Source organism: Pseudoalteromonas sp. SG44-17 (assembly GCF_014164235.1).
Lineage (GTDB): Bacteria > Pseudomonadota > Gammaproteobacteria > Enterobacterales > Alteromonadaceae > Pseudoalteromonas > Pseudoalteromonas rhizosphaerae.
In genome coordinates this window covers 1-22,064 of the sequence record NZ_JACJEV010000045.1, presented here as the reverse complement: position 1 = coordinate 22,064, position 22,064 = coordinate 1, and the positions used below count along the sequence as shown (strand labels likewise).

The 22,064-nt window shown below is 41.2% G+C and carries 17 protein-coding genes; 2 read left to right on the top strand and 15 right to left on the bottom strand.

Going from position 1 to position 22,064, the window contains the following annotated elements:
• Window positions 1-20: 20 nt before the first annotated feature.
• From H5182_RS20285 to H5182_RS20260, 6 genes are all read right to left on the bottom strand, one after another.
• Entirely contained in the window at window positions 21-344 is a 324-nt protein-coding gene (locus tag H5182_RS20285) for a GNAT family N-acetyltransferase (protein ID WP_182760520.1), read from the bottom strand.
• A 41-nt stretch (window positions 345-385) separates the two neighbouring features.
• Window positions 386-790 (bottom strand): NUDIX hydrolase, encoded by a 405-nt coding sequence (locus tag H5182_RS20280; RefSeq protein WP_182732504.1) that lies wholly within the window; start codon window positions 788-790, stop codon window positions 386-388.
• An 84-nt stretch (window positions 791-874) separates the two neighbouring features.
• A complete protein-coding gene (locus tag H5182_RS20275; RefSeq protein WP_182732503.1) occupies window positions 875-1,900 on the bottom strand; it encodes a zinc-binding dehydrogenase in 1,026 nt (341 codons plus the stop codon).
• Window positions 1,901-1,917: 17 nt separating this feature from the next.
• Window positions 1,918-3,294, bottom strand: coding sequence for a TolC family protein (locus H5182_RS20270; protein WP_182760519.1), 1,377 nt, complete (start codon window positions 3,292-3,294; stop codon window positions 1,918-1,920).
• Complete coding sequence (locus H5182_RS20265; RefSeq protein WP_182760518.1) at window positions 3,287-6,442, bottom strand: efflux RND transporter permease subunit; 3,156 nt, start codon at window positions 6,440-6,442, stop codon at window positions 3,287-3,289. Before H5182_RS20265 ends, H5182_RS20270 begins: the two co-directional genes overlap by 8 nt.
• 8 nt (window positions 6,443-6,450) lie before the next feature.
• A complete protein-coding gene (locus H5182_RS20260) occupies window positions 6,451-7,617 on the bottom strand; it encodes an efflux RND transporter periplasmic adaptor subunit (RefSeq protein ID WP_182760517.1) in 1,167 nt (388 codons plus the stop codon).
• 118 nt (window positions 7,618-7,735) lie between these two features.
• Here H5182_RS20260 and H5182_RS20255 point away from each other — a divergent pair, with 118 nt between their 5' ends.
• Window positions 7,736-8,680, top strand: a complete 945-nt coding sequence (locus H5182_RS20255) for a LysR family transcriptional regulator (RefSeq protein ID WP_145236132.1) — start codon at window positions 7,736-7,738, stop codon at window positions 8,678-8,680.
• Here H5182_RS20255 and H5182_RS20250 read toward each other — a convergent pair.
• Both H5182_RS20250 and H5182_RS20245 read right to left on the bottom strand, forming a co-directional pair.
• A complete protein-coding gene (locus tag H5182_RS20250; RefSeq protein ID WP_182760516.1) occupies window positions 8,677-9,714 on the bottom strand; it encodes a GGDEF domain-containing protein in 1,038 nt (345 codons plus the stop codon). The genes H5182_RS20255 and H5182_RS20250 overlap by 4 nt on opposite strands.
• A 129-nt stretch (window positions 9,715-9,843) precedes the next feature.
• Window positions 9,844-10,710 (bottom strand): DUF6279 family lipoprotein, encoded by an 867-nt coding sequence (locus tag H5182_RS20245; RefSeq protein WP_145236138.1) that lies wholly within the window; start codon window positions 10,708-10,710, stop codon window positions 9,844-9,846.
• 532 nt (window positions 10,711-11,242) lie between these two features.
• Here H5182_RS20245 and H5182_RS20240 point away from each other — a divergent pair.
• Window positions 11,243-11,968 (top strand): tetratricopeptide repeat protein, encoded by a 726-nt coding sequence (locus H5182_RS20240; RefSeq protein WP_145236141.1) that lies wholly within the window; start codon window positions 11,243-11,245, stop codon window positions 11,966-11,968.
• A 40-nt stretch (window positions 11,969-12,008) separates the two neighbouring features.
• On the opposite strand, the gene H5182_RS20235 is transcribed toward H5182_RS20240, so the two are convergent.
• From H5182_RS20235 to H5182_RS20205, 7 genes are all read right to left on the bottom strand, one after another.
• Entirely contained in the window at window positions 12,009-13,439 is a 1,431-nt protein-coding gene (locus H5182_RS20235; RefSeq protein ID WP_259398280.1) for a coniferyl aldehyde dehydrogenase, read from the bottom strand.
• Between the two features lie 110 nt (window positions 13,440-13,549).
• Entirely contained in the window at window positions 13,550-15,025 is a 1,476-nt protein-coding gene (locus H5182_RS20230) for a DASS family sodium-coupled anion symporter (RefSeq protein WP_145236148.1), read from the bottom strand.
• Between the two features lie 11 nt (window positions 15,026-15,036).
• Window positions 15,037-15,999 (bottom strand): porin, encoded by a 963-nt coding sequence (locus H5182_RS20225; protein WP_145236151.1) that lies wholly within the window; start codon window positions 15,997-15,999, stop codon window positions 15,037-15,039.
• A gap of 228 nt (window positions 16,000-16,227) precedes the next feature.
• A complete protein-coding gene (locus tag H5182_RS20220; RefSeq protein WP_145236154.1) occupies window positions 16,228-17,595 on the bottom strand; it encodes a sigma-54 dependent transcriptional regulator in 1,368 nt (455 codons plus the stop codon).
• Window positions 17,592-19,328, bottom strand: a complete 1,737-nt coding sequence (locus tag H5182_RS20215; protein WP_182760514.1) for a cache domain-containing protein — start codon at window positions 19,326-19,328, stop codon at window positions 17,592-17,594. Before H5182_RS20215 ends, H5182_RS20220 begins: the two co-directional genes overlap by 4 nt.
• A gap of 36 nt (window positions 19,329-19,364) precedes the next feature.
• The gene (locus H5182_RS20210) at window positions 19,365-21,341 is read right to left on the bottom strand and encodes a TonB-dependent receptor (protein ID WP_182760513.1); all 1,977 of its coding nucleotides are present in this window, start codon (window positions 21,339-21,341) and stop codon (window positions 19,365-19,367) included.
• A 118-nt stretch (window positions 21,342-21,459) separates the two neighbouring features.
• Window positions 21,460-21,723, bottom strand: a complete 264-nt coding sequence (locus H5182_RS20205; RefSeq protein WP_145236163.1) for a hypothetical protein — start codon at window positions 21,721-21,723, stop codon at window positions 21,460-21,462.
• Window positions 21,724-22,064: the final 341 nt, after the last annotated feature.

Below are 22,064 nucleotides of genomic sequence, written 5' to 3'. Positions count from 1 at the left end.
AGCGGTATTGTCAGCATCGGCTATCGCGGCAATGTAGCTGAACTTACCTTGATACGCGTGTAATAGTTTTGCAGCCGCTTCATACGCACTGCTAGTGCTTCTCGTTGGAACAAGCCCACCATGCCCATGGCAATGCCTTGTTTATTTGCCACAATATAAGGTCCAAAACCTTGCTGTTGGTGGCTATCAATAAAGGTTTTTTGTAAATAATCTTCGGCTTGTTGTTTGGTATAAATGCCTTTATCAGCAATATAACGATAAAAACTCGGCTGATTTAATAAACTCAAGATAAACGACGCATCACTTAGCTGGCCATGGCGAAGAATTAAACGTTGCGTATTCATATCTCGTTTTCCTATTAATGATAGTGATCGTTTAAGCTAAATTAAAATGCAGCACTATCAACTGTACCGGTATAATTTAAACAGGCTGCGACTCTATGTTGTTGAACCTTGGAAAGCTCCGACAATTTATAATAACGATGTGCTAAGTGTTCATCGCTGAGCGTGATCACAGCATCTCTTAACAAACTAACTCTAAAAATAAAAGCATGAGAATTAAACGCTTTGTGATAATAAATACCGGTTAAGTGTTCAATTTTCACTTCACAGCCGAGCTCTTCTTGGCATTCGCGTATGAGTGCTTGATGTACAGTTTCACCGACATCTAAGGCGCCACCAGGTAATCCCCAGCTTAGCTCACCATAGCTTGCCTTTAGCAGCAAAACCTCCCCGCTGGCATTAGTGATCACCCCATGGGCGCTGAGTCGATAAAAATCTGTAAATGCCATGTTTCCCTCTAAGTTGATAATCTTAAACAATAACAAAAAGCCCCGCAATTGCGAGGCTTAAAGATTATGAATCACGGTTAATAATTAATCATGGCTAATTTTCACTACCTGCTTTCCGGTAAAGCCACCAGCAATTTGTTTATTCAGCGCCTGTGAAATACTACTGGCGTTAAATTCAACCTCAATGATCTGCGGTATTTTGATACTGCCACTGGCTAAATTGTCTAGCAATAAATTGCCCATAAAACTCATTTTTTGCTGAGCACATAAACTGTTTGCTAACCACGCTCCACCTAAAGAAACAATACCTATATTTGGCGCACGTCTGAACATCAGCTCCTGCTCAAACTTAGGCAGTGGATTTAAGCACGCAATACGGCCACAAAAACGCATTAATTCAACATTACGTACCGTGGTTTCACCACCAATCGAATCGAGCACTGCATCAAAGCCTTGTGGACCAAGTTCTTTACGAATTTTATCGCTAAGCGTTTTATCGTTGTAATCAAACACCACATCAGCACCCAATTGTTTAACAAGCTTATGGTTGCGTTTGCTCGCGGTGGTAAATACCGTAGCACCACGTTGTTTGGCAAATTGAATGGCGAACTGACCGACGGCCCCCGCACCAGCTTCAATTAAAAGTGAATCACCTTCGGTTAATTGCAGTTTATCAAGAGCTATTAATGCCGACATCCCTGCGCAGGGTAATGTCGCGGCTTGCTGTAACGTAACGCTGTCAGGAATTTGCGATACAGCAAAGTTAGGGACTTTAGCGTATTGCGATAACACCCCATGGTCGCCAACATTACCATGCCACATGACCCGAGTACCGACACTTGGAAATACCCCTTTAGTGGCTTTTACCACCAACCCTACAGCATCAAGGCCTAGGGTATGAGGATAGTGCCATTTACAAAAACCTTGTTTAGCAAAATACGCATCAACCGGATTCAACGCAACATACTCAACCTTTATCAACAATTCGTTGTCTACAACATCAGGCACCGGCAATTCAAGCTCAGATAAATTAATCTGTTCATTAGGTTCAAGTAACGCAATCGCACGCATTGTCGCGGGGATTGTTGATAAAAGATCAGTATGTGGCATCAAAAACTCAACTTAACTTAATTAACTAACGCATAACTCCAACGACCATTAAATACTTGGTAAGTGTCTACTTTAGCAAGTAATGATGAAATCGTTGAGTCAATTGCATTTTCCTGCGCTATTAAAACATCCTGTCGCGCATCTAACAACTCTAAGTAAGGTATTTGCCCTTCTTGGTACATCGCCTGCGCTTGTAAAAAGGCATTATTAGCAAACTCATAACGTGCTTTGGCATAGCCTAGTTGTTGAGTTTGTTTGACTAATAACTGCAGTGAAAGTTCACTCTGCGCTAATGCCTCTAACACCACTTGTTGATATTGGCTGTAAGCGGCTTCACTGAGATATTGCTGAGCATCACGTTGCGCCAATAACGCAGGGTAGCTCAATAATGACCACTGAATGCGTGGGGCAACTTGCCATTGCTGCGAAGTGTCAGAAAGCTGGTTGTTATCTAAGCTCAATACACCTGCAAACGCCGTTAAACTGATATCAGGTAATAATGCTTTACTCGCAGCCACGCTTAATGAATTAGCTTGGCTAAATTCAAATAATGCTTGGCTAATATCAGGACGCAGTGCAATGGCATCACTTGGGGTGGCTAAACTTACAGTAAATGCATGCTCAAACAGCGCTTGCTCATCAACTAAGGTTAGATCAGCAGGTAACTGCCCTGTTAACGTCGCAAGCGTTGCTAGATCACGAAATTGCGCGTATTCAATATCTGGCAACAAAGCTTGCTGCTGCTTCAATTGTGCTAAGGTTCGATTTAAATCAAGCTCATTAGCGACCCCTTCCTCAACGCGAGCCCGCAGAACCGCAATACTTTGCTCTAATGCTTCAATTTGTAGGTTAATGATCTGCTGTTTTTGCTTATTACCTTGAAAACTGACAAACCCTTTTACCACAGAGGTAACAACTTCAATATGCAAAGCGCGCAATTGTTCCGCTTGACTCATTGCCCCTGCATTCGCAGCATCAACAAGCGCAGTTACTTTACCAAATAAATCAAGTTGCCAATCAAGGTTAACATTGGCTTCCGATTGACGCGTGTTAACGTTACCAGTACTTGAGCGAGTGGCATCAACTGCCACTGCACCTTGGGGAAGATACTGTGCTTTTTGCCCACCTAAACGAGCAAGCGCGCTTTGTAACTGCAACTGACTAGTGAGCAAATCATGATTATTAGCGCGCGCACTGATCACAAGATTATTTAACTGGGTTGAATTTAATTGTTGCCACCAGTTAAGCTCATCTTGACCTTGTAATTGTGCTGCGATTTGTGTTGTTGCAACAAATTCTTGTAGCTGATTTTGCTGTTGCTGCTCATCAATTTTACTGGCGCAGCCACTTAATAAACCCGCCACAACAAGAGCGGTTAACTTATACTTACTCATTAATTTGCTCCTGCGTAGTCACTTTACGGGTTTTAGTTACCAAAATATAAAATACAGGGGTAAATAATAAACCAAACACGGTTACACCAATCATACCCGAGAACACTGCGTTGCCCATTGCATGGCGCATTTCTGCTCCAGCTCCCGTTGCTAATACTAAGGGAATGACACCCGCCGTAAAGGCAATTGACGTCATTAAGATAGGTCGTAAACGCATCCGACAAGCTTCTAAAATAGCGTCAAAATGACTCAACCCATGGTTATTTTTATCGCGTGCAAACTCCACCATTAAAATGGCATTTTTAGAAGCCAAGGCAACCAATACAATCAATGCTATTTGCGTGAAAATATTATTATCAGCGCCAACCAACCATACACCCATTAATGCTGAGAATATTGTCATTGGTACAATAAGAATAATAGCCAGTGGGAGACGTAAGCTTTCATACTGCGCAGCCAATACCATGAACACTAATAACACCACTAATGGGAATACGTAGACCATGGTATTACCCGCTAGAATTTGCTGAAAAGTAACTTCGGTCCATTCGTACTCAATACCCGTAGGTAAATTATCAGCCAAGATCAGCTCAATTGCTTGCTGTGCTTGATCTGAACTGTAACCAGGCGCTGGACTACCATTAAGCTCTGCACTTGGGTAACCATTGTAATGCATCACTCGATCAGGACCTGTTGTAGGCGTTGCCGTTAATACCGAGCCTAATGGCACCATATTCCCTTGGTTATTGCGCACTTTTAGATTCAATATTTGTTCTGGATCAAGGCGGAAATCAGCATCAGCTTGGGCATTAACTTGGTACGTACGGCCAAATAAATTAAAGTCATTAACGTACATTGAGCCCAAATACACTTGCAACGCATTAAATACTTCATCCAATGGAATACCTTGAATAAGCGCTTGCTCTCGGTCGATATCAATATCCATTTGTGGTACTTGAATTCTAAAACTTGAATAGAGCCCCATTAACGCAGGATCTTGCTGAGCTTTACCAATCACCATTTGCAAACTGTTAAATAGTGTTTCAAAGCCTTTATTACCGCGATCTTCAATTTGCAGTTTAAACCCACCCGTGGTGCCTAAACCTTGGATTGGCGGCGGTGGGAATACAGCAACAAATGCTTCATCAATGGCACTAAAACGCTGGTTTAACTGTGCCGCAATAGCCATCGCCGATTTACTAGGATCGCTTCGTTCACTAAAGTCTTCTAGCGGTGTAAATACAATGGCGCTATTAGGACTGTTAGTAAAACCATTTACTGACAAGCCAGGAAAGGCAACTGTGTGAGCAACCCCTGGTACTTGCAGTGCAATTTCTTGCATTTGCCTAACCACATCTTGAGTACGGTCTAAACTCGCTGCATCAGGTAATTGTGCTATCGCAACTAAATACTGCTTATCTTGTGCAGGAATAAAACCACCCGGCACGGCATCAAATAGCTTAATTGTTCCGCCTAATAAAACCACGTATGCAATCACCACTACCACGCTCATGCGCATTAGTTTTTGTACCAGCTTTTGATAGCCTTTGGCGCCACGGTCAAATACTCGATTAAAGGGTGCAAATAACCAGCGACCAAATAAACGATTTAATAAACGCGTCAGCGCATCCGGTTTAGCATCATGGCTTTTAAGTAATAGTGCCGCCAACGCCGGTGATAAAGTTAATGAGTTAAATGCTGAGATAACCGTTGAAATAGTAATAGTTAACGCAAACTGTTTATAAAATTGACCTGATAAACCACTAATAAACGCGGTAGGAATAAACACTGCACACAACACTAACGCAATCGCGATTATAGGCCCTGTCACTTCAGTCATAGCCACGCGCGTTGCTTCCAGAGGTGATAAACCTTGTTCAATGTTACGTTCAACGTTTTCGACCACCACAATAGCATCATCGACCACAATACCTATGGCAAGTACTAAACCAAATAACGACAGCGTATTGATCGAGACCCCTAACCACTGCATCACCGCAAAAGTACCAATCAGTGAAACTGGCACAGCTATTAGTGGAATAATCGAAGCACGCCAGGTTTGTAAAAATAACACCACTACAATTACCACTAACGCGATAGCTTCAAGTAACGTTTTGATCACCGCATCAATCGAGCCGCGAACAAATACCGTAGGGTCGTAGACAATGTCGTACTCAACACCAGCTGGAAAATCTTTCGATAAACGCGCCATGGTTTCGCGTACTTGATCTGAAAGCTCAATTGCATTAGAGCCAGGACGTTGAAATATCGGCATCGCCAGCGCTGGTTGATTATCAAGTTCAGCTCTAAGTGAGTAAGTATTTTGGCCTAAATCGACACGTGCAACATCGCTTAGACGTGTTAATTGACCTTGTTCACCCACTTTAATGATCACTTGCTGAAACTCTTCAATACTGTTTAAGCGTCCTTTTACATTTAACAATATTTGAAATTGACTGTCTGTTGAAGCAGGTTGTGCACCTAAGCTACCCGCTGCAACTTGTTGGTTTTGCGCACGCAATGCGTTGACGACGTCCATTGCGGTTAATTCTCGTGCCGCTAATGCATCGGGGTTAAGCCACACTCGCATTGAATATTGACCACCACCAAATAATTTTACATCGCCTACGCCACTCAAACGTGCAATTTGGTCTTTCACATATAAATCAGCGTAGTTAGATAGATACGCTGTATCATGTGTTTTTTCCGGTGAGAATAAGTGCACCACCATGGTTAGATCCGGTGATGATTTTTCAGCGACGACGCCTAAGCGCTGCACTTCTTGTGGTAGTCGCGGCAAAGCACTGTTAACCCGATTTTGTACTTGTACTTGCGCACGATCTAAATCCGTTCCCAATGAAAACGTTACTGTCAGTGTCATACGCCCATCACTGGTCGCTTGGGAAAACATATACAACATGTTCTCAGTACCATTGATCTCTTGCTCCAATGGAGTAGCCACAGTTTGTGCTATTACGGTTGGATTTGCTCCTGGGTAGTTCGCAGTTACCACAACTGTCGGCGGAACAACTTCAGGATACTCACTGACCGGCAGTTGAAACAACGAAATACCACCGGCAATTAAAATCACCAATGACAGCATGGCTGCAAATATCGGTCGTTGAATAAAAAAGTGAGAAAATTTCATTATTCGTCCTACTTCTTAGCCATAAGTGTGTGCTGCGCCGTTGGCGATAACGTAAAAGCAACACCGGTGGTGTCTAGGGTCACTGTATTAGGTGAAATCGGCATGCCAGGTCCAACACGCGCAGGACCATTAACCGCAATCACATCGCCAGCTTTTAAGCCCGAGGTAATAGCGCGAAAACTGTCATAGCGCTCACCGGTTGTAACCAGTTTATATTCAAGAATATTGCCTTCACCTACAGTGAGCACAAAGCGATTTTTCAAATCGGTGCCAATTGCTCTATCAGGCACAATAACTTGCTCTGTAATGTCATTGGCCGCTAACTTAATACGTGCAAATGAACCGGCGCGTAAGGCGGTATTTTCATCAAATCGTGCACGAACTCGCAAAGTACCTGTTGCTGCATTGATTTGATTATCAATAAAGTCGATATAACCGGTGTGTGCAAAGCCATTTTGACCAACTTTTTGCATGACTACTTGCTGATGAGCAGCGGCGGTTACTTCATCAAATGAACTATTCCAAGTACGTTCATCAACATCAAAGTAAGCATACATAGTTTGATTTGATACGATTGAAGTCAGTACACTTTGCCCTGCAAGCACATTATTACCTTTGGTAATATTTGCACGCGAGATCACACCATCAATGGGTGAACGTATATCTGTAAATTCTAAATCTAAATTAGCTGCAATTAGCTGGGCTTTTAAGGCCGCAAGTTGTGCTTCACGTTGGCGTAACGTTGACGTACGTGATTCCGCTTGCTCTGTTGAAATCGCTTTTCGCTCGGTTAATCGCACCGCTCTTTTAGCTTCACTTTGCGCTTGCGATAAAGCGGCTTCAGCACTGACTACTTGTGCCTCTAAACTTGCTACAACCGCAGCATATGGGCGAGCGTCAAGTTTAAACAGTAAGTCACCCTGTTTAACCTCGTCGCCCTCATTAAACGCAATATGCTCAATAACTCCGGCAACACGTGGCATAAGTGATACTTCTTCCGGCGCTTCTAAACGCGTAGTGTAGGTGTGCCAGTTTTGCACTGGCTTAATGATCACTGAGGCAACATCTATTGGTTGAAGATGTGGTTGATTGCTCTGTTGAGCAGGCTCTTCTGCACAACCGGTGAGGGCAAGTGATGCCCCTAAAACTGCAATAGCTATTAAGTGTTTGTTCATGACGACGCTCCATTTAGTGTATTTTTCTATGTTACGGAACATTGTTGTGGACAAAAACCATAGATTTTTAAATTCATTAATGCCAATATGGCATCAATTAAATATTGGTGAGTAATTAATGGATACCACAAGTCGCTTATTGATGTTGTTAGAAGTCGTTGAGCGAGGCTCATTCGCTAAAGCAGCAGAAACCCGTAATATTGATCGTTCAGTGATCTCAAAACAAATAAGTCGTCTCGAAGATGATTTAGGAGTACGTTTACTAAACCGCACCACCCGCTCATTTTCACTGACAGCTGCAGGGGCCGAAATGATTAAAAAGGCCAGTGAGTTGAGGCAACTACTAGGTGAAACTGTACGTTTAGCCGAGAATTATCACCAAGAGCCACGCGGTGTATTAAAAATCACTTCATCAACCATTATCGGCAGGCGTTATCTACAACCTGTAATTAATGATTTTCAAAAACGCTTCCCGCAAGTAGAAGTTGAACTAAGACTCGATGATAAGTTAGTTGATCTGGTATCTGAAGGCTTTGATCTTGCTTTTCGGGTCGGTGAGCCAAAAGACTCATCACTGATCGCACGTAAAATTGCGCGCAATAGATTACTAATATTAGCCGCACCTGAGTTTATTCAAACGTATGGATTGCCAAGTAAAATAGAGGACTTAATTGATTTACCCGCAGCCAGTTATTCCAGCACTTCGTTGCGCGTTGAGGGTATTCGTTATGTAGATCAATATGGTCTACCGCAAGAGCAAAAAATTAAGAGTGTGTTTAGAGCCAATGATGCCGAGGTACTGCTCGATAAAACGCTTTCTGGAACAACCTATGTGCTCGCGCCAGCATTTATTATTAATGATGAAATAAAGCAAGGACGTTTAGTGCCCTTATTAACAGACATCAAATTACAAGAATACAGTGCGATGTACGCGGTATATCCACACCGTGATTTACCTGTAAGAACACGATTATTTTTTGATGCGATACGTGATCACTTAGGTAAAGAAACACCACTTTGGGAAAGTAACATTCCCGGTTTCGAGCACATGTATCTAGGTTAAGAAACCTGTTCTAGTTTTGCTGAGTATTGCTGCGAGTCAAAATAAACATTGTTTCGACCATGTTTTTTTGCATAATAAAGTTGCTCATCTGCTGCTTTAATCGCTTGTTTTAGGCTATCGCCATCACGATAAGCAGCTAAACCGATACTTGCTGTTAAAATTATTTCACGCGCACCAACATTGATAGCCGTACTTTGCAAACCCACTCTGATATTTTCAGCAATTTGATAAGACTCTTGTTGATTTGAATCAGGAATGAACAGTGCAAACTCTTCGCCGCCAGTACGAAAAACTCGCCCCTTGTTAAGTGTTTCTCTTAATATAGTGGCAATTTCAACCAGAACTTGATCGCCCACATCATGACCAAATTCGTCATTTACTTTTTTAAAGTAATCAAGATCTAGCACCATAATAAATAAATTAATTTTGTCTACCAACTCAACTTCAAAGTAATGGTTCATTGCTAAACGGTTGCCGGTGTTTGTCAGCGGATCTAACAAGGCAAGGTTTTCTAGTCGCTCTGAAAATTGTGCTCGGCTCGCTTCAAAAATATGCGCAGTAACCCAAACTATCACATAGCTAAAACTCATATTTAGGTACAGGTTAAGCTCTGAAAATGGTGCTAAGGAGGGTTTACTAATAAACACAGCCGTTTGTACACACACTAATAACAACGATAGGTAAAAACCACACTTACAACCTAACAATAAATAAAATAATATAGGTAAAGTAAAAGTCCAGACGAACAGGCCACTCTTAACAACAGCAAGGTAAGTGCCCAAGATTACTAATAGCATAATACAAAGGCACAATAATAACGGCTGCCAAGTCTGAAATTTTCGTGTCCGAGCATAGTTAAAAGTATAAAAACAATAAATAGCAAAAACCCCTTCTAAAATCCCTAATGAGTAAAAGTCATTAATAAAAAGATTAAAATAGGTAAAAACACTCGCTAAAATTCCGAAACAGAAACAAATCCATTTCAGTAAATTTTCACGTAATACTTGAGCGCTATCTAAGGCTGCGATATCCATTGATTAACTTTAATTCGAACGAAAAAAAGTCAGTCTAACGGTTAATTGAAAGAGTACAAGCTCTATTTGTTTTTGATATATTCATTTTTATAAAAAATTTTTAAAATTAAGATCTTAGCAACTAACAGCCTATTCATCATTAATTAATTGTTCTATATCTTCTAACATATCGGAGAACTCAGCATTAGCATGCTGGCGCTGTTTTGCTGTCAACGTGGCTCTTAAACTCACAAGTAAACGCGCATAGCGCTTTGAATTTTCAGCATCTAAGCGAATTAATTCGTCACTCATAAACACCTCTCGCTCAGTAATGACAGCTGATAATTGGCTAATAAACTGATCGCGGCTAAGTTGGCTATCAAAAAATACCTGTTTGAGTTTATCCAGCCGAGTTTGCTTGTAAGCTTGCCTTAATAAAAATGTTGCTTGAAATTCGCTGTTCGCTTGGGTGATCAAAGACACTTGTTGTTCACTCAGTTTACCAAGCCACTGTTTATAAGTATCTAACTGACGTTCAAGGCGATCTTGCTCACGCTGTGTTGGGGTTTGTTCATTATACTCGTCACTTTCTGTTGTTATATCCTCTGCAATGGCAGCAACAAATTCTTCTCTTTGCTCCGTGGATAAACCAATAGCAAGTTCAATAAGATCGTCTCTTACATACATAACTAACGATTGCCAATGTGTTTTAAAGCCTTGAAAATACGTTAATAATGCTTGCTCTGAAGGGTCTTCATCAAGTAGCTTTTGTAATGCCAACAGATCCTGTCGATACAAAGGTAATTGCGTCTTACGATGCCAATCCCGACTTTTCTTAATTAAGTCTTTAGCTTGTTTGCTTTGCTGCTTCGATAAATCAACGTAGTCATCAATCCAAAACGCCGATAACCAGCCTATATTATTGTAGGTAAATGTAGCTGAGCATCCAGTCAGAGCTAATAGAAACACACCAACTACTGCGGATTTATAATTCAAGCACATGTTTTTTATAGACATTTTTATTTTTCTTACGGTTCTTTATAGCACTACGTTAATCAACTTAGCGCATTATGTAAATGAGGGGATTAAAATAAAACCGAACAAATGGAAATAATTATCATTTAGCTATTGACGCACATTCAAATACAAGTAATAATCGATCGCATCAACACCAAGCAGCCCAACACGACAGGTTTGCGCTTCTTGTAAGAATTGAACGTACCGACCTCAGTGCCCTAGGGAAGATCGACCAGTAAGGATGCTGGGCCCCTTTAGTACAACGTTGTTGATGAAGATGGTGACGCTTCAAGCATATTACTTACTCGACCCAAGTAATATAATTAAAAGATCACACTCACTTGCTACATTGCTCATATCGGTGACGGTTGATATGACCCAAAAAGCCCCATCAGGGGCTTTTTTTATTCCTTTAAATTTTCTGTAATATCTGTATCTTATGTCTAAGTTTTATCATTTATAGTGCGAAGCTGGGCAATTGTGGTTGTTGGGACTAAAATTAAACAGTAACACGCTAATTGGAGGTATTGTCATGTGGCAGCCGAAGTTTAAGATATTGTTGATGGTCGGTGCACTTAGCATCTGTGGTGTTGCTCATGCGGGACTTGAAGAAGGGATCCGCGCAGCCAATGAAGGTCAATTTGAAGATGCACTTAGAGAGTTTAACTACCTTGCAGAAAAAGGCTTTGCACCAGGAATTTACGAGCTAGGGCAGCTATATGAAGGTGGCCACGGCGTAACGCGCGACTATCACAAAGCTGCTGAACTTTACCAGCAAGGCGTTAAAAAGAACCACGTCGACTCAATGTTTGCATTAGCTGTACTTTACCAAGAAGGTAAAGGCGTTAAACTTGATAAACAAATGTCAGTTTCACTCTTTAAGCAAGCCGCGGCAAAAAACTTACCTGCTGCTCAGTTTAACTTGGGTGTGATGTACGCCAACGGCGATGGCGTTGCGCAAGATTATAAAGAAGCTATTAAATGGTATGAAAAAGCCGCTGGTAATAATTATACGCTAGCACAGTTTAATATGGCGCTGATGTATTTCGAAGGCCATGGAGTCGAAAAAAACATCGAAAAATCATACATCTGGAACACTGTTGCTGAGTATAATGGTAATTTAGATGCCAGTCACAGTCGCAAGCTAGATGAGCGCAAGCTGATGCCTGCGCAAATTGCAGAAGCCAAAGAAAAAGCTGATGCATTGTATGAAAAAATCCAAGCTGGGCTGTATGCGGGCGAAGATCGGATGTTTTAACTGCCAGTTAAAACGCTATTGGATTGTACTTAACGCCAATTTATGGCCGCAAGTACAACCATTTAAGTATTTTAATCAATATCTTATTTTGCGCCAACAACAATCCTAATTTAGGATTAAAACCACCCGTTTTCAATGTATTACGTGCATGGCTAAAGGTTAAAAAGCCTTCTATACCGTGATAGTTTCCCATCCCAGAAGGACCTAAGCCACCAAATGGCGCATCATCAGCAGTCACCTGCATTAAGGTGTCATTTATTGCGAAGGTACCACTTTGTGTTTGCTGTTGAATACCTTCATTGATTTGTTTATCTTGCCCCATTATGTACAAAGCTAACGGCTGAGGACGTTGATTTATGTATGCAATCGCCTGAGGTAAAGCTTGATAACTGACAATCGCAAGAATTGGTCCAAACAGTTCTTCTTGCATCAACTTCATATTGTCATTCACATCAGTCACAATGTGCAAACCAAGACGATGCTTATGTTCGTCGCTTTGGTTTTCATCTAACGGCTTAATTATCTGTGCGCCCTGTTGCTGTGCATCTGCCAATAAATCGGTTAAACGCTGAAAATGGTGGTGATTAATAACCGAGGTTAAATTTTTACCCTCGACACCTAAGTTATAATGTTTTTTATATAAGCTACAGAGACTTCTGACTAACTGATGCTGTAAGTTTTCCGGCACTAAAACATAATCGGGGGCAACACAAATTTGCCCTGCATTGGTCATTTTACCAAATAAAATAGCTTTAGCCGCCTTATCTATATCCGCTTGCGCGGTAATGATAACGGGCGATTTGCCACCTAACTCAAGAGTTACTGGGGTAAGGTTTTTACTCGCAGCGGCCATAACATGGCGCCCTACAGCTGTAGAGCCGGTAAAAAATAAGTGTGCGAATGGCAAACAGCTAAACTGTTGACTTAATTGCGCTTCACCTTCGATCACTGCGCAATGTTCGCTAAGCTCGCCGATAAATAGTTTTTTGATTACTTGATTGGTGTGCGGAGTAAATTCACTGACCTTTAATAATACCCGATTACCTGCGGCAATTGCGGTTATCACCGGCACGATTGATAATTGAATTGGGTAATTCCATGGAGAAATTATTCCCACCACTCCTTTGGGTTGATAGCTCACAGCAACTTTTGATGGCGCTAGGCTCAAACCCGCTTTTCGTGGTGAATTTTTTGCCCATTTAGGTAAATGCTTGATGGTGTGGCTGATCGTTTTGACCGTAGGCAGTATATCACCCAAAATCGTATCAAAAGCAGTGCGAAAGCCAAAGTCTTTCGAGCTTGCAGCTACCAATTCAGCCTCTAATGCCAACAGTTCACGTTTTAAAGATTTTAATAAACGGATCCGCTGTGATAATGCTAAATATGGCTGGGCATCAAAATGCAGCTGCATTTCATCAAATTGCGCTTTTAGCTCAGGGTTACATACAGTGCCAGTGTCAGACAAAAGCATACTCATAAACAAAATAAAGATTTAACCACTATAACTTTGTTTCTTAGCAGGGGCAATATAGAGCGCTATCAACAAACGAATAGCGCTCCGGTTGGGTAACTTTGAATTACTTAAAAATTAAATACCGATGCAGCAAGGGTCATAGTGACAAATGTGATCAGCGCAATTGCAACAATATTTAATGCAAAGCCGGCTTTGATCATATCCCGCATTTGAATTTGCCCAGAGCCAAACACAATGGCATTAGGCGGGGTCGCTACAGGCATCATAAACGCACAACTACAGGCTATAGCCGCAGGAATAACCCAGACCAATGGCGAACCTGTGACTGACTCAGCGACAGGGCCAAGTAGTGGTAAAAATCCAGCTGCGGTTGCTGTATTACTGGTGATCTCAGTTAAGAAAGTGATTAAGGTTGCAATTGCTAATACACTCAATACTAATGGAATGGCGCTGACGCCTTCAATCATATGAGCTATGTATTCAGCCAAACCTGATGACTTTATTTGTGCCGCTAGGGTTAAGCCACCACCAAACAACAATAACACTCCCCAAGGAACTCCTGCCGCACTTTGCCAGTCAAGAATACGTTCATCACTGCCTTTATTAGCAGGCAAAACAAATAATAATAATGCTGCGGCAATGGCAATACCGGTATCCGATATTTTTAAACCAGAAAAATCAGCGATCAGAGGTCTAAATATCCAGCACACAGCTGCAAATAAAAACACACATAACACCCCTTTCTCAGCGCGTTGCATGGTGCCAAGACCTTTTAACTGCGAGCTAAATAGTGACTTGGTGTCGACTTTTTTAGATTTTTCATCCGTTTTATCAACTTTGTAAGCAAACTTGGTCAGCCACAACCAACAGATGATCAACATAGTCAGTGACAATGGCACACCCACCATCATCCATTGCGCAAAACCAATTTCAATTTTATAACTATCTGATAAATAAGCGGCCATCAATGCATTCGGTGGCGTACCAATTAATGTTGCAATGCCGCCAATGCTGGCACCATAAGCAATAGAAAGTAACAGTGCTTTACCAAAACCATTATTATTTGGATTAGATTTTTGCACTAAATGGGTGATAGACATAGCAATAGGTAACATCATCACTGCTGTTGCAGTATTTGACATCCACATTGATAAGAATGCCGTTACTAACATCATCGCTAATATCTGCAAACTCGGTTTTGAGCCCGCGTAGAGCATAGTACGTAAAGCAATGCGCTTGTGTAAGCCCCAACGTTCCATCGCAATGGAAATTAAAAAGCCACCTAAAAACAAAAATATTAAGGGGTGCGCATACGGTGCAGCGACACTTTTTATCGCAGCAATGTCAGCCAACGGAGAAAATACCAACGGCAATAGCGCCGTAGCTGGGATAGGAACTACTTCACTCACCCACCATGATGCCATCCAAAATGCTAATCCTGAAGTACGAAGAGCAGCGGTACTCATGCCAGCAGGAGGATCGATCAAACACGTAAGTAACATGACCGCAGGGCCCAATAACAGCAGCAAGATCTGTATCATTGGATTTTTTTCAGGTTTATCGTCTAAAGTTTGTGTGCTCATATTCAACCCCTTTAAAATTTATACTTTAAGCCAAGGGCTAAGCTACTATCCGTTTGCTGTTGCAAATCTAAGTCAGTATAGAATAAGTACGCGGTAGTTTGTTTATCAAATAAATAATCCACACCTGCAGTCCACTGGCTGCCCTTAGTACTTTGGCGAATAGTTGAGTCATCACTGGCAAATTGTAGTTTTGGCTGCCATTTGTCAATGGTATAACTGGCACTCAACACATAGCCGTTTCCTGATTTAGTACCATCTACTGACTCACTGTGCTGGTAAATAGCACCTAGTTGTAAATCATTTTTTTGCCACGCGCCAACGATGCGACTGGCGTTGATATTATTGAGTGAATCAATATGGCTGATCGCCACATAATAATTTTTATTTTTTAAACCACGGTCACCATAAATTAACGTAGCGGCATAACCGGCTTCATTATTGGCACTGTCATCCTTCAAAGCATAGGTAAGTGATAGCTGAGCACCCGCATATGATTTTGAACTATACGTTATGGTATCACCAAGGCGATCTTGACCCGGTAGTAATTGAGCAATATCGGCTTGAGTTTCATTGAAGTTATCAACTTTACCTTCTGAATACTTAAAGCGTGTATCGTTTCGACCAACTACAACTTCACCAAAATTTCCCGCTAAACCTAAATATGTATTACGGGCACTAAATGGCTCATCGGTATCATCGTGCTCAAAGCCCTTTACTTGCACTTCGTATTTAAATACCGCTTTTAACGAGTCAGTGAGTACATGTTGCCCTTTCACACCAATGCGTGAAAAAGGCGCATCGATTTGCGTTCCTTTTTTAGCATAGCGCATTACACCGTTGTCAGTATTAGCAATTTGTACTTCTGCTTTACCATAAATGTCATACTCTGCAGCATGAACACTTTGTCCAAAGCAAGCTGCTGCAAAACTCGTTGCTACAAAAACAGGGGTTAGCTTTTTGTCTATTATTATCATTGTGTGCCCTTATTGTTAGGATCATTTGTTGTTCCCGCTAATAAAGGCAAGTTTACTGCCAACTGCGTATAAAAAAGTAAAGTTTAATATATTCAGATAGTTAAATTTAAAATTAAATTATACTTACAATAAAGTGTGCGGGATCCCACACACTATCAAAGCGTCTGTGTCACTGTTTCCACCCATCAAATTAAGCTGAGCAGGTAAATCACTTAAGCACAGCTCTGGTTAATCAATAAACATGTCACGATTGAGGCCATATTTACTCATTTTGTCATACAAGGTTTTACGAGCAATCTGTAAGGTATTCATAGTTTCTTTAATACTACCTTGGTGGCGCTCAAGGGCTTCTTCGATTAAAGATTGCTCATAAAAGCACACTTTTTCCGCCAAACTCAGATCGGGCGATAACTCACTGCCATTATTATTTTCGGTATTGGCGAACGCTAATTCAGCACCAAGCAGCACCGCTCGTTCAGCTTGGTTTCTAAGCTCTCTGACATTACCTGGCCACTGGTAACTAAGTAAACGCTGTAATATATCGCTACTTAGAGGAGCCGGAGGTTTATGAAAACGAGTCGCGGCAATAGAGCTAAAATGTTTGAATAATAAAGGAATATCAGCTTTCCTATCACGCAATGCCGGAATACTTACCCTCACTAAATTGAGTCGATAATATAAGTCAGCTCTGAAGTCCCCTTTTTCGACCAAGGATAATAAATCAACTTTGGTTGCCGCAACGATACGTATGTCTAAGTCAACCGCGGTATTAGCGCCGACGGGGGTCACTTTTCGCTCTTCTAAAACGCGAAGTAACTTTACTTGTAATGATGCCGGTGTGCTTTCTATCTCATCTAAAAACACCGTACCACCTTGAGCAAACTCAAACTTACCTTGGCGACTGTGTGTTGCCCCTGTAAACGCGCCACTGGCCGCACCAAATAGTTCACTTTCAATCAGTTGCTCTGGTATGGCACCACAGTTAATTGCCACAAAATTACAGTTTGAACGACTGCTTTGATCGTGTAAAAAGCGTGCAACTAACTCTTTACCGGTGCCAGTTTCACCTTCAATCATCACATCTGCGGGAGTGTCGATCACCGCATTGAGCAGATGCATCATTTGCTGCATTTGCACGGTTTCCCCTAAGATCCGCACACCTGGGGCTGACGTTTTTTCTACCGCTAATTTTAAAGCACGGTTTTCCATTACCAAGGCACGCTTATCGCACGCTCTGGCAATGCAATCTAATAACTGCTCAGTGAGAGGTTTTTCAAATAAGTCGTAAGCCCCTAATTGCATTGCTTTAACAGCCACTGATACATCAGCAAATCCAGTCAGAAAGATCACCGGTAATTCGCTATCAAATGCTTGAACTTGTTCTAAAAAAGCCAGTCCATCCATTTTCGGCATATTAATATCACTGAGCACCACCCCGTTAAAACGACGATTAAGTTTTGATAAAGCACTCATTGGATCGCTAAAACACTGTACTTGATAGCCTTCGAGTGTCAGCAATTGGTCAAGTGAATCGCGGATCATCGCTTCGTCATCAATAACAATGACTTGTTTACAATCAGTTGCTAACGTATTCATAACGCTCCTTTAGTACTTGCTAAGGTAATAATGAATTGAGCACCACCGCCAGGGCGATTATGCGCACTTAAACAGCCATTAAATGAATTAATAATTTGCTTAGAAATAGATAGCCCTAAGCCAAGGCCATTAGTTGATTTAGTGCTATAAAAAGGCTCAAAAATAGTCCCAAGCGCATGTAACTCGATACCAGGCCCAGTATCCAAAATAGACAGCTTAACGCGGTCGTCAAACTGCTCTATCTCAAAACTCAGCTCTCGCACTGTGCTGTCAGCCATTGCTTGGCTGGCATTGGTGATCACATTCACTAACACTTGCTCAAATTTAATGCCATCAACCCATACTTTTACAGTGTCAGCAATATCAGCGGCGTTAACGTTGACATCATCCTGCTTTAATTGCGCGGAGGCGATCACCATGGCATTTTTAAGTAGCTGGCTTAAGCTTTGCTCCCTTAACTGTGTTTGTGCTGGTTTGCTAAAGTGCTTTAATTGTCCAACAATTTTATGTACTCGTTCGATCAGCGATTGCACAATAACAATATTTTCAGCGGCCTTTGCAATATCACCTTTGGCAATCAAGCGCTTAGCACTAACCAAATACGTACTCATAGCACTCAAGGGTTGGTTAATCTCATGATTGATACCAGCACTAAGTTGACCTATGGTGGCCAATTTGGCTGTTTGCACCAGCGCTGTTTGTGCTTTTTCGAGTGCATGGGTGCGCTCTATAACTTCTTGCTCAAGGCTATGACGAGAAAAAAGTAATTTTTTATAGCCGGCAAAACGTGCCATTAAACTGTAAAAAAGCATTAACCCCCCAGCATAAATCACACTCAACCAAAACAATCGTCCTAGTTGATTAACATTCACCGACGATATATCAACAAGCACAGTTATTTTTGCATTAAGTCGCTCAATCGGCGCACTTGCAGGCACATATTTACTGCGTTTATTCGCATCATTAACGTATAACAGGGGCATCCCTTGGCTAGTAATGTGCTCAGCAGTGATAACTTTTGGTACATACTCTAGGTAGCGTCGGCTTGTCGTAAAGTGTTGATAGTCTGCTGCTGTGAGGCTATGCAACGAATTGAGTCGCCATGATGGGCTATCGGACATAGCAATAATATTATCGTCTAAGCTTAAATAAAAATGGCTAGCGTGGGACGCATTCAGTAATTGTCGATCAGTTTCAAACTTAGATACATTCACTTTTAAGGTGACCACACCTATTACTTGGCCATCGCGATAAATCGGTTCAGAAAAATAAATGCCACGCTCTTTAGATCGTAAACCAAGAGCAAAATAGGCAATTTTGTTACCCGCCAATGCCTGAGAAAAATACGGACGAAATGCAAAGTTATTACCGATATAACTGTAATCAAGTTGCCAATTGCTCGATGCAATAACATCCCCTTCACGATTAAGTACATAGACGTCTGATGCACCACTGGCTTGTTGGATATCAGCCAAGTAATTATTAATAGGCTGCACGGGCTGATCAGTATCACTGAGAAATGCAGTGAGTAACTGGTTATCAGTAACTAAATGAGGAATAGTTGCAAAACGAGAGAGTTCGGTATCAAGATAATTACGCAATTGACCCACTTGGAGTTCAGCTTGCTGCTTTGCTTGACTTAAATCATAGTGTCGGCCAAATAGAAAACTAAGCAACAATACACTGATTAAAATGGCAACAGCGATTAATATTTTTCGGGGAAAACGCAGCATGTTCAACCAAAGGGCACACCTGAGCGTCCCTAAAACTTAAAATTTGATTTGATAGTGTAACGAGTATTCACTGCCGACACCAGCAACAGCACCATCTGTGACTCTTGGATCGTACACACGGTAGTGCTTATCTAAGAGATTATGGGCTTTAAAACTAATTTCACTGCGTGCAGAAAATTGCCAACTAACAGCCCCGCCGAGCAAAAAGTAAGCCGGTTGAGTAAAGTCGCTTGTCATTGTCGGGCCACTGACGGCATCGCGCCAAACACTATTGAGGCTCAGCACCCATTGCTGATGATGATAATTAGCAATCACACTAGCAAAGCGCTTAAACGTTGGCTTAATTGGCGTATCAAAATACTCGCTGTAGGTCGCTTCCACTGATAAATCACTAGTAATGTGGATCATGCTATCTAATTCAACACCACGATTAATGTCATCTAATTGATTTTCAAAGGTAAACTGATTATTGGCAGCTAAATTTGGCACTAGATTAATAAAATCAACAAGTTGATTATAAAAAAGCACCGAATTAATATGCCAATCTTGTCCCTCGTAGCGCCAAACAAGCTCTGTGGTTTTAACATATTCAGACTTTAAGTTTGGATTGCCCTTAGTCACATCATCATCTGAATACAATTCATTCGTCACAGGAGTGCGAAACGATTCACCGTATTGTAATTTAAAAGTATGCGCGCGAGTTGGTGAGTAGATTGCGGAAATGCGAGGCGATAATTTACTGTCTATCGCTTTAACATCATCATAACGTGCCCCTAAAAATAAGGTCAATTGCTCAGCAAAAGGCACTTTGATTTGCCCATAAATACTTCGGGTTTCAAAGGTAGATTGCAAACTCTGAAATGGCGCATAATTACTGATTGTAACAATCCCCCCTTGATAAAACGGATCTTCAACAATAATTTCACCGCTGTTAATATCAAAATAATTAACACGTAAGTCCGCTTTATGTTGCTCTGCGTGGCTATATTGCAAGCCTGAATTAATTGACCAACCATTATTAAATTGCTGACTGGCCTCTACACTGACTGTTAAATCCGTCGTATGCCAATCAGGACCAATAAAAAAATCATAACTGGCATTGGGTAAGGCTACTGCAGGTGCGATTAATCCAGCACTTTGTATTTGATGATGTGCATACGCTATTTTTGTAGCCAAAGTACGTGTATCAGTTTCAAGCCAATCATAACCTACAGATAGGAAAGTATTCTCACTACGATGTTGATTACTGTCAGAATAACCACCAAGGTTTAAAAACTCATTCAGTTCAACCTGATTATAACGCGCTCTCAAAGCCAGTTTATTGATATCGACACCCGCTTCAAAGTAAACTGATTGCAGTGGATCGTTTACCCCTTGTGGATAACGCTTACCACTTTTCTGGTTATACGCGCCATTAGCAAATAGATGTGTTTGCTGATTAACTTGATGACTAACCGAGAATGCAGCGCCGGTTTGACCTACATTTCCCACAGCCAGCGACATTTCATTATTTTGGCTTTTAGTCACTATATTCATCACCCCTAAGAATGCATTACTGCCATATAAAGCAGACCCAGGGCCACGTATGAACTCAACTTTATCAATAATTTCTATAGGTATATAAGGGATATAAACTGACGCTTTGCCAAATGATGACTCATTTAAACGTTCACCATTGATCATCACTAAGATATTGCCGCTATCAAGGTAAACACCTCTTGCGTGATCTTTTGGTACAGCGCCTACCCAATCACCACGAGTAGATTGCATACCAGGAACAAAATTCATCAATTCAAACGCATTATTCACCCCAAGCGAGGCTATTTTTTGGCGATTAAAAACTGTGATGGTTGAAGGTGCTGAAGCGAGAGTTTCTAAGGTTTTTGAGGCAATATCGACATGAACGTCAAGTAAATCCTCAAAGCTAAGCGCAAATAAATCCTCAGCCTCGCTCGCCAATAAGGGAGTTGTATAAACACACAAAAAAAGACATGCTGTTTGCTTCAAAATCATTACGCCGCTTTACACCTATATTTTTCATTGGAGTTAGCACATCATAAGTAACGTGCTATTTACAATATTAATACAAATACGCGACGGCGTGAGAGTTTTTCTCTATTAATTTATAAATTTAGGCTACAGCTGAAATCTGCTTAGCTTTTAGGTATTTATATAAACCAATTAATGAGGCTGCGATCCAAAATATTTCAATCACAAAACTTGCTAAATTAAAGTTATAACAAAGACTTATAAGCAACAAAATAGCGCCAGATAAATTCATCATGTTATATAAAAGCCCTGTTGGCGTGGCTTTACCCAGTTGTAGCATAAAAAACGCGCCAACCACTAAAAACGTACCTGTCATACCAACAATATCAAATAAAAGTGCAATCACGGGTGTCCCCTATCCTTTTTAATCATACCCAACAAACTGGCCCATTCCATGGGGAGGGTTGTTTTCAATCATTGAAACAGCAAACCGGGTAAGTTTAGCAGCCTCGCCAAAAGCGCACAGGATAAATGTCCGTATTTGAACTGAATAACCCCATATTTATCAGAGACTCTTGAACTTTAATTCAAATAATTGTGCTATTCATAACGAATCGACTCTAGCAAACGCTCTATTATAGGTAAGCAGTGTGTTTTATCTTTTTCCATAAAGGTAAACGTTAAACCCATAAAATATTTATCAAATTTTAAAGCGTATACCAAGTAAGAAGTGACTTCAGTTTCGCC

Excerpts from the sequence above, each read along its gene's own strand:
- H5182_RS20285 (WP_182760520.1), bottom strand. The coding sequence starts at position 344 with ATGAATACGCAACGTTTAATTCTTCGCCATGGCCAGCTAAGTGATGCG.
- H5182_RS20280 (WP_182732504.1), bottom strand. The coding sequence starts at position 790 with ATGGCATTTACAGATTTTTATCGACTCAGCGCCCATGGGGTGATCACT.
- H5182_RS20275 (WP_182732503.1), bottom strand. The coding sequence starts at position 1,900 with ATGCCACATACTGATCTTTTATCAACAATCCCCGCGACAATGCGTGCG.
- H5182_RS20270 (WP_182760519.1), bottom strand. The coding sequence starts at position 3,294 with ATGAGTAAGTATAAGTTAACCGCTCTTGTTGTGGCGGGTTTATTAAGT.
- H5182_RS20265 (WP_182760518.1), bottom strand. The coding sequence starts at position 6,442 with ATGAAATTTTCTCACTTTTTTATTCAACGACCGATATTTGCAGCCATG.
- H5182_RS20260 (WP_182760517.1), bottom strand. The coding sequence starts at position 7,617 with ATGAACAAACACTTAATAGCTATTGCAGTTTTAGGGGCATCACTTGCC.
- H5182_RS20255 (WP_145236132.1), top strand. The coding sequence starts at position 7,736 with ATGGATACCACAAGTCGCTTATTGATGTTGTTAGAAGTCGTTGAGCGA.
- H5182_RS20250 (WP_182760516.1), bottom strand. The coding sequence starts at position 9,714 with ATGGATATCGCAGCCTTAGATAGCGCTCAAGTATTACGTGAAAATTTA.
- H5182_RS20245 (WP_145236138.1), bottom strand. The coding sequence starts at position 10,710 with ATGTCTATAAAAAACATGTGCTTGAATTATAAATCCGCAGTAGTTGGT.
- H5182_RS20240 (WP_145236141.1), top strand. The coding sequence starts at position 11,243 with ATGTGGCAGCCGAAGTTTAAGATATTGTTGATGGTCGGTGCACTTAGC.
- H5182_RS20235 (WP_259398280.1), bottom strand. The coding sequence starts at position 13,439 with ATGCTTTTGTCTGACACTGGCACTGTATGTAACCCTGAGCTAAAAGCG.
- H5182_RS20230 (WP_145236148.1), bottom strand. The coding sequence starts at position 15,025 with ATGAGCACACAAACTTTAGACGATAAACCTGAAAAAAATCCAATGATA.
- H5182_RS20225 (WP_145236151.1), bottom strand. The coding sequence starts at position 15,999 with ATGATAATAATAGACAAAAAGCTAACCCCTGTTTTTGTAGCAACGAGT.
- H5182_RS20220 (WP_145236154.1), bottom strand. The coding sequence starts at position 17,595 with ATGAATACGTTAGCAACTGATTGTAAACAAGTCATTGTTATTGATGAC.
- H5182_RS20215 (WP_182760514.1), bottom strand. The coding sequence starts at position 19,328 with ATGCTGCGTTTTCCCCGAAAAATATTAATCGCTGTTGCCATTTTAATC.
- H5182_RS20210 (WP_182760513.1), bottom strand. The coding sequence starts at position 21,341 with ATGATTTTGAAGCAAACAGCATGTCTTTTTTTGTGTGTTTATACAACT.